The sequence below is a fragment of the Aromatoleum sp. genome, assembly GCF_035254505.1.
Taxonomy (GTDB): Bacteria; Pseudomonadota; Gammaproteobacteria; order Burkholderiales; family Rhodocyclaceae; genus Aromatoleum.
On the sequence record NZ_DATFAO010000066.1, the window covers coordinates 46,298 to 59,600 of the forward strand.

A 13,303-nucleotide genomic window follows, 5' to 3' on the forward strand; every position below is an offset into this window, starting at 1 on the left:
TTCAGGCCGGACCCCCGCACGGCAACGGTCGGTGCGTCGGGAATCCGGGTCAAGGTGCGAATTATCCCAGGACGGACAGCCCGCACCACCAATATTCCGCCATCTTGTCGTGGTGTCCGCGGTGATTGAACGTCAGGTTCAGGCCGTAGGCTTCGAAATGAAAGCCGGAGGTCTTGTCTTGCGTTTCGAGTGCTCCGAGCCACAGGAGCGGCGGATAGCCGTCGGCGCGTATCAGCAGGTCCGGCGTTCCGACGAGCGCCGCACAGGTGTCATAGCCGCCCGCGAGCGTGAATTGTTCGGGCAGAAGCTTCGTTTGCGCAACCGCGCCGGGGACCGAGTATTCGGAGAGGCAAGGAAAATAGATGCCGACGACCGCGGAGCGGCCTGCCGCTTCGATCAGCGATTCGTGGCGCGACCCGGAAACGATTCCAAGTTGGCCGTCGAGCGGATGGCGGTTATGGTTCTTGAACGTGGCGTCCGGGAGCTTTTCGTGAAACGCGGCCGCGACGGCGGGCAAATAGGTTTTTTCGAGTGCCGCGCCAATATCGGCTTCAGTCGTCTTCGGGACGATGAAAGGTATGCCGACTCCGCGCGTGATGTTCTTCGTCGCCAGGTCCTTGGACAGGCCTTCGAGGATCGATTCGACGCGCGCCTGGAATCGCGCTGCGTCGAGTTCGTCGGCGATGGAATTGCCAAAGTGGCGCACGCTGCGCTCCAGGATCGCCGCGTAATCAATTTCCGGTTTGGCGATCTGGAAATAGCGCCGCGATTTCCGGTGGGCGCCGACGGATTCGGCCGGAATGCAGCGGCCGAATTCGTCGAAGAGGTCGGCAGGATTATTTTCGGACATAGATTTGAATGAAATATCGGGAATGATCGGTGCGGTCGTGGCGGCCGCGGAAATCAATCGACGAGGGAATCGGAATCCGAAAAGCCTTTGCCCCATGGCACCGGGAGCAGGACGGAATTCTTGGTCTTTTCGGTATGGAGCTTGATGAATTGCGGGTCTTCTCCGATCAGGCAATCCGGGCGATGCGGTCCGAGCCAGGGGTTGCGCATGCCGCGATCGAGGATTTCGGCCAGGGAGGTTTCGCGCAGATTGCCGAGGGAAAGGTCGATGTAGGGGCAAGGCGTGACTTCGGCGGTCGAGGTGACGGTGATCAGCCCCTTCACGGTGATGCAGCCCTTGAATGAGCCGTAGGATGGCGTCATGTGCGTGAAGACGTTGTACTTCTTCTCGAACTCGCGAACGATATCCGCGTCTTCCTTGGTGATGACGAATTCGGGATGCTCGGTGCAGGAGCCGGTCGGTTTCGCGTACGACACATAGAGCCCGATTCCCTTCTTCGTGCAGAACTCGCACATTTCCCTGAACTCGTCGGTTTTCGCGCGGCCCTTCACGAGCACCGTCGAGAGGATGAGGTTGAGGCCCGCATCGATCGAGGCGTCGATCGCGCGCATCACGCGCTTGTAGGAGCCGGGCTTGTTGCGGAAGGCGTCGTGCTGTTCGGGGATGAAGCTGTCGAGCGAGAGCTGGACCTTCTCGACACCGATCGCCTTCAGATGCTTGGCGCGTTCGTAGTCCAGGAACCAGCCGTTGGTGTCGGTAATCACGTAATGCTTGTCGGGGTCGATGGCCTCGACGACGGCGTCGAAATCCTTCATCACGAGCGGCTCGCCGCCGGTGATCACGAAGCGCGCGATGCCGAGCTCGTCGGCCTGGCGCGAGAGTTCGCGGATGTCGTCGAGATCGATCTTGCGGCGTTCGTCCTCGATCTTGAAGACCTTGTGCAGATGGCGGTCCATGTAGTACTCGGCCGAGCAGTGCGTGCATTGGAAGTTGCACAGATAGCTCTTTTCCAGCCGGATGATCGGACTGATGTCGCCGCGCGCCTCCATTTCGCTGATGCGGGCGAGCTTGGCCGCGACGTACGGCTTGCGCGAGGCGAGGTCGTTTCGCTTCGCGGCTTCGGCGGCGGTCAGGCCGGTATCGGCAATTTGGGTGGCGCTCATGATGGTGTTCTCCGTGATGATCTGACGCGGGGCAGTCAGGGTTCGGCTGCCGGGCGTGTCGGGGTGCTGCTTATCGGCCGTTCTGCGCGGCTTTATTGGTAATGGGATGCATTGTGCGGTCGGTCATGCTTCCTCCAAGGTCGGAATACGGGCGGCGGGGCGGCCTAATTTGCCGTTTTGGCCGCGATCTCGGCGGTACGCAGGATCGATTCGTCGAGCGAGGTCCAGAAGTCCAGGCCCAGCTCGGTGCGGGCGCGACGCACTTCCGGCACATACACGTTACGGGTCACCGGGCCTTCGACCTGTCGCAAGATGCGTACCGGTTTCTGCGGCGCGACGAGGTGCCCGATGCGGCGGGCAAGATCGCCGATCGTGACGGGCTCGTCCGAGCCGACGTTATAGGCCCGGCCGTTTTGGCCGCGCGTGAGCAGCGCGAGGAGCCAGACCATCAGGTCTCCGGTGTACATGTACGAGCGGATCGGTGTGCCGTCGCCGGCGACGGTGATGGCGTCCCCATGCAGGGCGTCGCGGATGAAATTGCCGGCGGCGTAGTGCAGGTCGAGCGGCAGGTGGGGGCCGAGGAAGGTGAAGCAGCGCGCGGTCGAAAACGACAGATTGTGCCGGTCGGCGAATGCCGAGCACAGGAATTCGGCGGCGCGTTTCGCATGGCCGACACTGACTTCGAGGTTGGTCGGCTCGGGCGCAGCGGGGTAGTTCTCCGGGTAGCTGTCGTACTCGGGCAGCAGCGGTCCGTAGTAGGAGCCGGAGCTGAGCATCAGCATGCGGCCGATCCGTCGTTCCGCGGCGAATTCGAGCGTGCGGCGGGTGCCATAGTAGGACGTGTCGAATTTCGTCAGGGGATCTTCGGTCCGGTGGAAGGTCGCCGCCGCGGCGGTCGTTGCGGCATGAATTACGTGCGTGAATTCGCCGGCGGGAAATTCGAAGTCCCGTACATCGCCGCGGTGAAACGCGATCGACGGGTGTTTTTCGAGGTCCGGGACCTCGGCGAGAAAACGTTCCGGTGCGCGGCTGAGCGCGGTGACCTGGAGGTCGAGGCCGAGCGTCTCGTCTGCGCGGGCAAGCAGGGGGAGCAGCCAGCGGCCGAAATAGCCGGTGCCGCCGGTGATGAACAGGCGTGCGCCGCGCAGGGTGTCCCAGCCGGTGTCGAAGCGGCGGACGACGGCATCGATTTCCTGTTCGAAGAGTGGATCAGTTGCAGTCATGCGTTGCCGGACCCCGCGGCATCGAGCCAGGGCCTGTAGATTTCGTGGACGCGGATGAGGTTGTCCGGGCTACCCGCGTGCCAGGCCCAATCGCCGTTGCGCGGGTTTTGCGGGTCGAAGCGGCGCTGCTCGTCGAGCGGCGATTCGAGCCGGCAGGTGTAGAGCAGCGAGATGAAGTGGCCGCGGATGTCGCGATTCGGATTCGTGATCTCGTGGAGGCACAGCGGCTGCGGTTCGGCGCTGACGCGTGCGCCGAGCTCGCGGTCGGCGACGGCGGCAATGCGCTCGCCCGACGCCTCCTTGAAGCGGATGATCCCTCCCGGGATGTGCCAGCCGGGGCCGTAGAACTGGTCGTGGCGCCAGGTGAGCAGCGTGCGGCCGCCTTCGTCGCGGATCAGCAGATCGACGTTGATCATCGGCGTGAGGCTGCTGACGAAGAGAAAGACTTCCTCAGGCAGTCCGGCGCGTGCGGAGCCGATCGCTGCCTGCAGGGTCGCGATCGCTTCCCGGATCTTGTCGACCGGCACGTGTTCGCGATTCATTGCGCCGCTCCGTCGATCACGGTTTCGAGGCGGTTGTCGCGCAGCACCGCGACGCTGAAACGGTTGCCGTGGCGTTCGCGGAGGATGCGCGCGACCTCGTCGGAATAGCTCGCCGCGAGCACGATGACGGCTTCCACGTTGCCGGCCTCGTCGTCGGAAAGGCGCTCCGGAGCGACGATCGGCAGGTGCGTGGCCGGCGTGAAGCGGCCTTGCTTGAAGGGGGCAGAGTCGAGCACGCAGCGGATGCGCGGCGCGATGCCCATCAGGCTGATCAGCGCCAGCGCCTGGTGGCCGGCGCCCCAGATCGCGACGCGGCCGGCGCCGAAGCGGTCGAGAAAGGCGTCGAACGAAGCTTTCAGGGTGGCCTGGCATGCGGCGAGCGGGGTGAGGTCGAGCGGACAGCGTTTGCGCACGGTTGCCGACAGCACGTAGTCGTGCCATTCGGGGCGGCAGTCGAGCACTTCGAAGCCGTTGCGTTCGAGCAGGCCGGTGAGCGTCTCGCGCGTGAAGTAGTAGAGGTGGTCCGGAATGAACTCGGCGAACAGGCCTTGTTGCACGATCATGTCGAAGTTCGGCACTTCGACGAGACCGGTCGCGCCGTCGGAGAGGTTGGCGGCGATTCCTTGCAGCGTGCGGTGTGCGTCCGGAATGTGTTCGAGGAAATTCAGGATCGCGAAACCGTCGAACGGGCCGTCGGCGAGCTGCGTCTCGGGGCCGTCGAGGAAGGCCTCCTCGACGCGCAGGCCCGCGGCTCGACAGGCCTGCACGGACTCGCTCTTGTGCTCGATGCCGAAGGCGTCGGCGCCGCACTCGGCGAGCAGCGCCAGGTATTCACCCCCGCCGCAGCCGACTTCGAGCACCTTCCGGCCGGTGAGTCGATGCGTATCGAGCCAGGTGCCGAACTGGGCGAGGCGGAAGCCGCGCATCTCCGGCGAAGTGCCGGCGGCGCGGATCACGTCTCGCCAGTAGGGCACCGGCGCGTTCGTCAGCTGCACGAGTCCGCAGCCCGCGCATTGGTGCAGCGCGAGGCTGACGCCGCAATCCGCCGCCAGCCCATCGGCCGTGGGCAGCCCCTGGGCCGCCGCCGGCATGTCATGCTGGACCAGCAGCGGCGTGGGGAAGAGCGGGTGGCCGCAGATTCGACAGGTATTGCTCATCGATACCGCTCAGGCTGCTACGGGGATCTTGGCCGGACCGGCAGTGAGGCCGAAATGCGCGAAGTAGTGTTGCCAGAAGGGGCTGGTCTCGACGATGCGGGCTGCGGTCTCGCGGAACTCGGCCGCTTTGTCGTGGCGACCGAGGCGCTCGTGGCACTGTGCGGCGAAATGGTAGGCGAAGGCGTGGTCGCTCTTCGCGCGGAGGGCGTTCTGGAAGCCCTTCAGCGCGCTTTCGTACTCGCCGAGACGCATGTCCGGGTTGTGGATGAAGTTCAACTCGAGGTTGATCAGGTACATCTGCTCCTGGATGAATTCGGCGGAGAAGTGCTCGGTTTCGACGACGGCGTTCTTGTAGTCCTTGCCGATGTAGCCGTCCTTCAGGTAGCCCTTGGATTCGCAGATTTCGTGCATCTCGCTGCCGACGAGCGGCGACGCGGCGAGCACGATGAACCAGTTCGCGTTGACCGTCTTGAGGAAAGCGCGCGTGTCTTCGATGTCCTGCTTGGTCTCGCCGGGCAGGCCGATCAAGATGTTGGCGTTGGTGTAGATCCCGAGTTCGCGGCAGTCGTCGGCGACGCGCTTCGCGATGTGCAGCTTCAGCGGCTTCTTCATGATGTCCTTGAGGACGCGGTCGCTGCCCGACTCGATCGCCAGCACCAGATGGTTCACGCCGGCGCCGCGCAAGGCCTCGAGCATCGGGCGTTCGAGCGCGTAGAGCGCGAGGCCGTTCTGGAAGACCGCGGTCATTTTCAGCTCGCCGATCATGTCGACGATCGCGCGGGCGCGTTCCTTGTCGCCCATGAAGTGGTCGTCCTGCACGACGAGCGTGCGGGCGCCGTAGCGGTCGCGCAGCCGCTCGAAGTCCGCCCGGACGCGTTCCAGGCTGTAGTAGCGCATCCGGCGGCCATGGACCTTGTGCGAGGCGCAGAAGGTGCACTTGAAGGGGCAGCCGCGCGAGGTCATCACGTGGAAGTTGTTCGACTTGTCCTCGATTGCGGCGTAGGCGGTCATCGCCGGGTTGATGCCGTAGCGCTCGACTTCGCACAGTTCGTAGTCGTAGAACGGCAGATCGTCGAGGTCATCGACGAAGTCGTGGGCGAACATGTCGCCACGCGCAATCTTGGCGTCCGTGACCCACGACGGGCTGCCCTCGATGTAGGCGCGGCGGTCGGCGGCCCGGACGAGGTCCAGCAGCGGCTTTTCGCCTTCGCCGTAGCACAGCGCATCGAAGTCGGGGCAGTTCTTCAGCACGTGCTTGTACATGCTCGACGGCACGCTGCCGCCGGCGATCACGAGGGCGCGCGGGAACAGGGCGCGCGCGCAGCGGCCGAGGTCGAGCAGGTTGAAATATGAGGGGCTGAACAGCGAGGAGACGCCGACGATGTCGGGATCGAAGTCGGCGTAACGCTCCGAAAGGAAGGCCGAGAAGTATTCGGCGAAGGACGCAGCATCGAAGCGGTCGAGCGCGTTCAGTTCGATATTGAAGTCGATCAGGCGGATGTCGACATCGGTCGCCGCCTTGAGATACGCGCTCATCGACAGGATGCCGATCGGCATGTCGGTGGCGAGGTTGCCGTAGAGGCGGCCATCGGACTTGCGGACCTGGCGGGTGTTCTCCGCCGGCTGGACATATTTCTCGTACGAAAGATTCGGCGGAACGATGAACAGGATCTTGGTCATGGGCTACCTCTTGGGGCGGATCACTCTGGGGGGGACCGGGAAAAAGCCTTCCGTGGGCTCATTCCTCGGTTGCGGCGGCTACGGGGGGCATGGCGGGTCTGGCAGCTTCGAGCGATGTTGACAATAACGGCACGATCATCTCGTTCTTGAGAATTTCCAGGGGCAGCAGCGGGCTCATATCCTCGAGCGGCATCGACACGATCGAGCCGTCGGCGCGCGGGATCGCGGCGCACTTGGGCGCGAGCGTCTCGTCGGGCATCAGCCGGACGTCGATCAGGCACGGGCGCGGCAGTTCGAGCGCGCGGGCAAGACCCTGGGCGAGGTCGGCAGCATCGTCGATCGCGAGGTAGGGCAGACCATACACCTCGGCGACTTTCGCGAGATCGGGCATCGTCAGTCCGGCCTCGGGACCGGTGCCGATGTAGCGGCCCTCGAAGTAGTTGCGCTGAGTGTTGCGGATCGAGCAGTAGCCGCCGTTGTTCATGACCATCAGGCAGATCGGCAGGCGCTGGCCGGCGAGTGTCGCCAGTTCCTGCAGATTGAGCTGCAGGCTGCCGTCGGATTCGACCGCGACCATCGGCTGGCGGCCGTTGCCGAGGCAGGCGCCGATGGCGGCGGGTAGGCCGTAGCCCATCGCGCCGAGGCCGGAGGTCAGGAAGACGCGCTGCCCTTCGCGGTTGCGGAAGGCGGTGTAGAAGGCTTCGACCGCGAGGCCGGAACTGCCGGTGCCAACGAGGGTGTTTTTCGGAATGACGTCGGATAGCGCATCGGCGAACTGGAAATGGCTGATCGGGCCGCTCTCGGGGAAGGGGCGGCCATCGGTGATCGGATAGCGCTGCTTCCAGTCCGCGATGTGTTTGTGCCACGGCGCGTGGTCGGCGGCAGGAACGCCGCGGGTTGCAGCGGCGAGTGCGTCGATGAATGCGCCGGCGTCCATCGCGAAGCTGTGCGCGATGTCCATGTCGAGCTTGTCGAGCTCGGCAGCGTCGACGTCGACCACGACCTTGGTTGCCGCGCGGGCGAAACCGCGGGGGTTGTAGGCGGTGATGATGTTGTCGAGACGGCAGCCGACGGCGATGAGGAGGTCGCAGTTCTGGACCGCGAAATTGGCACCGCGCAAGGCGACGACGCCGGGCCGGCCGGCATTGAGCGGGTGGTCCCAGGGCAGGATGTCGAGCGCGTTCCAGGTCGTCGCGACCGGGACGCCGAGCGATTCGGCCAGATGGCGCAGGCTCTCGGCTGCGCCGGATAGGCGCACGCCGTGGCCGGCGAGGAAGAGGGGGCGCTTCGCGTCGCGCAGCAAGGCGGCAACGGGTTTCACGTTGGTTGCGGGAGCGGTTGTTGCAGCAGGCTCGGCGCGCGGTGGCAGTGCTGCGGGATCGATCGGTGCGGCTTGGATATCGAGCGGCACGTCGATCCAGACCGGGCCGGGGCGGCCGGATTTCATCGCCTGCAAGGCTTCGTCGAGATGCTTGCCGACGTCGAGCGGATCAGTGACGGTCGCCGCGTACTTGGTGATCGACTTCACCATCGACACCACGTCGACTTCCTGTACGCCGCCCTGGCGCAGCGGGCGGCCGTTCAGCCGGTCGGCGCGTTTGACCTGGCCGGAGATCACCAGCAGCGGTACGGAGTCGATCCACGCGCCGGCAACGGGCGTGATCACGTTGGTCGCGCCGGGACCGGTCGTGACGAGCGCGACGCCAAAGCCGGGATTGTCCGGGTGGCCGGTGCGCCCGTAGGCCTCGGCTGCGATGCCGCAGGCTTGTTCATGGTGGCAGGGGACGGCGGTGAGCCGCGTTTCGCAGGCCAGCGCATCATTCAGATGCATGGCGCCGCCGCCGGGCAGGACGAAAACGTGGCGCAGGCCTTCGTCGGCCAGCCGTTGCATGATGAAGTCTGCGACGCGAATCGAGGTCATTGCTTACATCCAATAGGTGAGCCAGGTCTTGCGTCGCGGGTTCTGCGCGATCGCGGGGTCGGTGTAGAAGGAGTCGTCCCTGTAATGGGTCGACGAGATTTCTTCGAATACCACGCCGCCTTCGGTGTGGAACTTGTGGCGTACGCCCCGGTTCACCGTGATCACGTCGCCAGCCTTCGCTTGCTGCTGCTCACCGTCCAGCCACAGGGTGAGGTCGCCGTGCAGCACGACGAAGGTCTCTTCCTTCTGTTCGTGATACTGCTCGGGATGGGTCTGGTCGGGCAGCATGACCAGCAGCTTCTTGCAGTACTCGCGGTTGACGACGGTGACCATCGTCAGGCCGAACTCGTCGAAGCGCTCCATGCCGTAGTGGTGCGAGATCTCGAGATCGGACTTGCCCGGCACGACAATGTTACCGGCCTTCAGCAGCGTCTTCACGGCGGTCACCGCCTGCAGCACCTTGCTGCGCAGATGGTGTTCCGCGACGCCGACGTGCATGACCGGTGCGCCTGCGGCGATCGTTTCATTGGCGACGAAGCGCGCGTACTTGGACCATTCGTTCGCCGTCACCTGGCCTTCGCTCGGCGGGAAGGCGAACTCGATCATGCTGTTGTCGATCTCGGCGCCGGCGGGAATGTCTCGCAGCGCGAACACGCCGCGACGCAGGCTGTTCAGGCTGGCGCGTTCGACGGTCGACGGCGCATAGCGTTCGTTGCTGCCGCAGATCTGCATTGCACGGCGCGCCGCGGTGAGCCAATCGCGGATCTGGCCAGGATCGGCCGAGTAGGCGTTGGCCGGGTAGCGCTCCGTCGGCAAGACCACGTGCTTTTCGAACACCGAGGCGCCCTTGGCCATCGCGAGCATGACGGCGACGGTGTTGTCGGGTGACTCGTGGGTGGAGTAGCCGATGCGGCAGTCCGGGTAGCGTTCGCGCAGCAGGCCGATCTGGTTGACCTGCAGGGCGTCGTCGGGTGTCGGGTATTCGGCGACGCAGTGCATCAGCGTCAAATCCTTGCCGCGGTGCAGGAAAAAGCTCACGACGTTGTCGATTTCTTCGAGCGTCGAGCCGGCCGTCGAGGCGATCACGGGCTTGTCGGCCCGGGCGATGCGTTCGAGCAGCGGCCAGTCAGTGAAGGAGCAACTGGCGATCTTGATCGTATGGATGCCGTGTGCCTCGATGCGATCGACGGAGGGCTCGTCGAAGGGCGTGCACACCGTCCTGAATCCCTGGGCCGCCATCTCGGCAACGAGCGAGCGGAAGGCCTCGTCGGAGAGGCGCGTTTCCTCGAAGCGCTTGATGTATTTGACGTCGTCGCGGCCGCGCATCGAACTGTGGATGAAGGTGTCGAGATCGCGGTACTGGAGCTTGAAGGCGAAGTCGAACGCGTCTTCGAATCCTTCGCAGGCTTCGCGGATGGCGCGGATCGTACGGACGCCGTGATCGACGTCGCCCATGTGGTTGTTGGCCATCTCAAAGACGAAGAGCGGTTTCATGGCGTGATTCTCAATCAAAGTGAAGGCCGAAGAAGGTTTCGATCTGGGTTGCAGCGTAGTCGAGCATCTCGGTCGTCAAGCCGGGCCAGACGCCGATCCAGAAGGTGTCGGACATGATGCGGTCGGTCACCGTCAGATCGCTTGCGACGCGGTAGTTGCGACCGGCGAAGTACGGCTGACGGGTGAGGTTGCCGGCGAACAGCAGGCGCGTGCCGATGCGGTGCTGATCGAGCCATCCGAGCAGGTCGACGCGTCTTGTGGCCGCTTGCGGGGTGAGCGTGACGGGGAAGCCGAACCACGACGGATCGCTGGAGGGGGTCGCACGGGGGAGGTCGAGGAATTCCGCGCAGCTTTGCAGCCGTTCCGACAGATGGGCAAAGTTGCGGCGGCGGGCTTCGACGAAGCCGGGCAGGCGATCGAGCTGGGCGAGCGCGCAGGCGGCCTGCATGTCGGTGATCTTGAGGTTGTAGCCCAAGTTCGAATAGGTGTACTTGTGGTCGTAGCCCTCGGGGAGGCTGCCGAGCTGCCAGTCGAAGCGCTTGCCGCAGGTGTTGTCGCAACCCGGGGCGCACCAGCAGTCGCGGCCCCAGTCGCGCACGGATTCGGCGACCCGCCGGAGCAGGGCGTCGCTGGTCAGCACGGCGCCGCCTTCGCCCATCGTGATGTGGTGGGCGGGGTAGAACGAGAGCGTCGCGAGATGGCCGAAATTGCCGACGTGGCGGCTGCGGTCGTTGTCGGTTCCGCGCTGCCAGAGCGCGGGATCGTCGTGCGTCGGGGTGCGCGGCAACCAGACTTCGGCGTCCGGGGACAGCGTATAGCTCGCGCCCAGCGCGTCGCAACAATCCTCGACCAGCCACAGGTTGTGGCGCGCGCAAAACGCCGTGACGGCCGCGAGATCGTAGGGATTGCCGAGCGTGTGCGCGAGCACGACGGCGCGAGTCCGGGGCGACACTGCCTTCTCGAGCAGGGTCGGATCGATGTTGTACGTTCCAGGCAGGATGTCGATGAAGACCGGGACCGCGCCGTTCTGCAGGATCGGGTTCACGGTCGTCGGAAACCCCGCCGCGACGGAGACGATCTCGTCGCCCGCGCGGATCGCGCCAGGGCCGAGCATCGGCGAGAACAGCGTCGAGACGGCCACCAGGTTGGCCGAGGAGCCCGAATTGACCGTCAATGCCTGGCAGCTCTTGCCAACGAAGTCTGCGAGGCGCTGCTCGAAATCGGCGTTGAAGCGCCCGGTGGTCAGCCAGCCGTCCAGCGCCGCTTCGACCATCGCCTGGGTTTCGGCTTCGCCGATCACTTTCCCGGAAGGTGGGACAGGGGTTTCACCGGGGACGAAGGCGCGAGGACCTGCATTTTGTTCGCAGTAGCGGTGGACCGCGTCACGGACTGCGCTGCGAGGATCCGTGCTTGAATTCATTGTTGGACTCCACAGGCGGCTTCGTAGGCGCTTACTTGTTCGAGGGTCAGCGCGCGTGCGTCTTCGCCGCGGCTCGCGCGTGCGTACCAGTCTGCCGTCAGTTCCAGCGCTTGCACGAGCGTCCAGCGGGGCGCCCAGCCCAGTTTGAGCATCGCGTGACTGCTGTCCAGACGCAGGACCGCCGCCTCGTGGGGATGTTCGCCTTCGTCATGGCGCCATTCCCCGCCGAGCCGCTTGCACAGCACCTCGCAGAGCGCCGAGACGGACTGCATATCGCCTAGCGCCGGCCCGAAATTCCACGCATCGGCGAAAGAGCGGTCTCCCGCGAGCAGGCGAGCGCCGAGCATCAGATAGCCGGCAAGCGGCTCGAGGACGTGCTGCCAGGGTCGGATGGCGGCCGGGTTGCGGACGAGAACAATCTGCCCCGAACCGATCGCGCGGACGACATCCGGTACAAGCCTGTCTGCGGCCCAGTCGCCGCCGCCGATCACGTTGCCGGCACGCGCCGTCGCGAGCAGGGGCGCATCGTCGGCCTGCCAGTAGCTGGAGCGCCAGGCCGAGGCGACGAGTTCTGCGCAGGCTTTGCTCACACTGTACGGATCGTGGCCGCCGAGACGATCGCTCTCGCGGTAGCCGGAGTCCCAGCCCCGGTTTTCATAGCATTTGTCGGTGGTCACCACAACGATCGCGCGCACGGACGGGCAGTTCCGCGCGGCTTCGAGCACGTGGGCAGTGCCCATAACGTTGGTGGCCAAGGTTTCGATAGGTGCAATGTAACTGTGCCGCACCAGTGGCTGGGCGGCGAGGTGAAAGACGATCTCGGGCGCGGTGTCGGTCATCACGCGCTTGACCGCTTCGACGTCACGAATGTCCGCTAAGTTCGATTCGACCGTTTCGCCGAGTCGCAGCGCGTCGAACAGGGACGGGTTCGTATCGGGGGGCAGGGCGAGTCCACAGACGGTCGCGCCGAGCCGTTCGAGCCACAATGCCAGCCAGCCGCCCTTGAAGCCGGTATGCCCCGTCAGGAGGACGCGCCGACCGGCGTAGTCCGCGAAGCTCATTGCCAGACTTTCCACGGCGCCGTTCCGTCGTTCCACAGGGATTCCAGGTAGTGCTTCTCGCGCAGCGTGTCCATCGGCTGCCAGAAGCCGTTGTGCCGATATGCGGCCAATTCGCCGTCGCGCACCAGGGATTCCATCGGCGCCGATTCCCATGGCATGTCGTCGTCCGAAATGCGATCGAGGACCTTGGGCGACAGCACGAAGAAGCCGCCGTTGATCACGGTTCCATCCGTCGAGGGCTTCTCCTTGAACCGGGCGACCTTGTGGTTGCGCAGTTCAAGCGTGCCGAAGCGGCCCGGCGGCGATACGGCGGTCACCGTGGCGAGGCGCCCTTGTTTGCAATGGAATGCCTGCAGCGCGGTCAGGTCCACGTCGCCCAGTCCGTCGCCATAGGTGAAGAAGAAGGCTTCCTCGCCTTCGAGATACTTGCGCACGCGCGCAAGCCGGCCGCCGGTCTGGGTGTTTTCCCCGGTATCGACGAGCGTCACGGACCACGGCTCGGCATGCTGCTCGTGAACGACCATCGCGTTCGTGCGCATGTCGAAGGTGACGTCCGAGGTGTGGAGAAAGTAGTTCGCGAAGAATTCCTTCACGACGTAGCCACGGTAGCCGAGGCAGATGATGAACTCGGTCACTCCATGGGCGGTAAACATCTTCATGATGTGCCACAGGATCGGGCGCCCGCCGATTTCGACCATTGGCTTGGGCTTGAGGTTTGTCTCCTCGGAGAGGCGACTGCCCAATCCGCCCGCAAGAATTACCGCCTTCATTCGCTGCCCTCCTTAATTGCGG

The 13,303-nt window shown here is 64.8% G+C and carries 11 protein-coding genes; all 11 read right to left on the bottom strand.

The window, feature by feature from the left end; translation table 11 throughout:
- Window positions 1-61: 61 nt before the first annotated feature.
- The 11 genes from VJ673_RS13450 to rfbF all read right to left on the bottom strand — a co-directional run bounded on the left by VJ673_RS13450 (window position 62) and on the right by rfbF (window position 13,281).
- Window positions 62-946, bottom strand: coding sequence for a hypothetical protein (locus VJ673_RS13450; protein ID WP_324126713.1), 885 nt, complete (start codon window positions 944-946; stop codon window positions 62-64).
- Window positions 904-2,013: a radical SAM/SPASM domain-containing protein gene (locus tag VJ673_RS13455; protein WP_324126624.1), complete on the bottom strand. Its 1,110-nt coding sequence runs from the start codon at window positions 2,011-2,013 to the stop codon at window positions 904-906. Before VJ673_RS13455 ends, VJ673_RS13450 begins: the two co-directional genes overlap by 43 nt.
- A gap of 164 nt (window positions 2,014-2,177) precedes the next feature.
- On the bottom strand, window positions 2,178-3,236 hold the full coding sequence (locus VJ673_RS13460; RefSeq protein ID WP_324126625.1) for an NAD-dependent epimerase/dehydratase family protein: 1,059 nt from the start codon (window positions 3,234-3,236) through the stop codon (window positions 2,178-2,180).
- On the bottom strand, window positions 3,233-3,778 hold the full coding sequence (locus VJ673_RS13465; RefSeq protein WP_324126626.1) for an NUDIX hydrolase: 546 nt from the start codon (window positions 3,776-3,778) through the stop codon (window positions 3,233-3,235). Before VJ673_RS13465 ends, VJ673_RS13460 begins: the two co-directional genes overlap by 4 nt.
- Window positions 3,775-4,935, bottom strand: a complete 1,161-nt coding sequence (locus VJ673_RS13470; RefSeq protein ID WP_324126627.1) for a class I SAM-dependent methyltransferase — start codon at window positions 4,933-4,935, stop codon at window positions 3,775-3,777. Before VJ673_RS13470 ends, VJ673_RS13465 begins: the two co-directional genes overlap by 4 nt.
- A gap of 9 nt (window positions 4,936-4,944) precedes the next feature.
- Window positions 4,945-6,615, bottom strand: a complete 1,671-nt coding sequence (locus tag VJ673_RS13475; RefSeq protein WP_324126628.1) for a B12-binding domain-containing radical SAM protein — start codon at window positions 6,613-6,615, stop codon at window positions 4,945-4,947.
- A 58-nt stretch (window positions 6,616-6,673) separates the two neighbouring features.
- Window positions 6,674-8,536, bottom strand: a complete 1,863-nt coding sequence (locus VJ673_RS13480) for a thiamine pyrophosphate-binding protein (RefSeq protein WP_324126629.1) — start codon at window positions 8,534-8,536, stop codon at window positions 6,674-6,676.
- A 3-nt stretch (window positions 8,537-8,539) separates the two neighbouring features.
- A complete protein-coding gene (locus tag VJ673_RS13485; protein ID WP_324126630.1) occupies window positions 8,540-10,030 on the bottom strand; it encodes an N-acetylneuraminate synthase family protein in 1,491 nt (496 codons plus the stop codon).
- Window positions 10,031-10,040: 10 nt separating this feature from the next.
- A complete protein-coding gene (gene rfbH, locus VJ673_RS13490) occupies window positions 10,041-11,450 on the bottom strand; it encodes a lipopolysaccharide biosynthesis protein RfbH (protein ID WP_324126631.1) in 1,410 nt (469 codons plus the stop codon).
- Window positions 11,447-12,526, bottom strand: a complete 1,080-nt coding sequence (rfbG, locus tag VJ673_RS13495; RefSeq protein ID WP_324126632.1) for a CDP-glucose 4,6-dehydratase — start codon at window positions 12,524-12,526, stop codon at window positions 11,447-11,449. The genes rfbH and rfbG overlap by 4 nt, the downstream gene beginning before the upstream one ends.
- Window positions 12,508-13,281, bottom strand: a complete 774-nt coding sequence (rfbF, locus tag VJ673_RS13500; RefSeq protein ID WP_324126633.1) for a glucose-1-phosphate cytidylyltransferase — start codon at window positions 13,279-13,281, stop codon at window positions 12,508-12,510. The genes rfbG and rfbF overlap by 19 nt, the downstream gene beginning before the upstream one ends.
- Window positions 13,282-13,303: the final 22 nt, after the last annotated feature.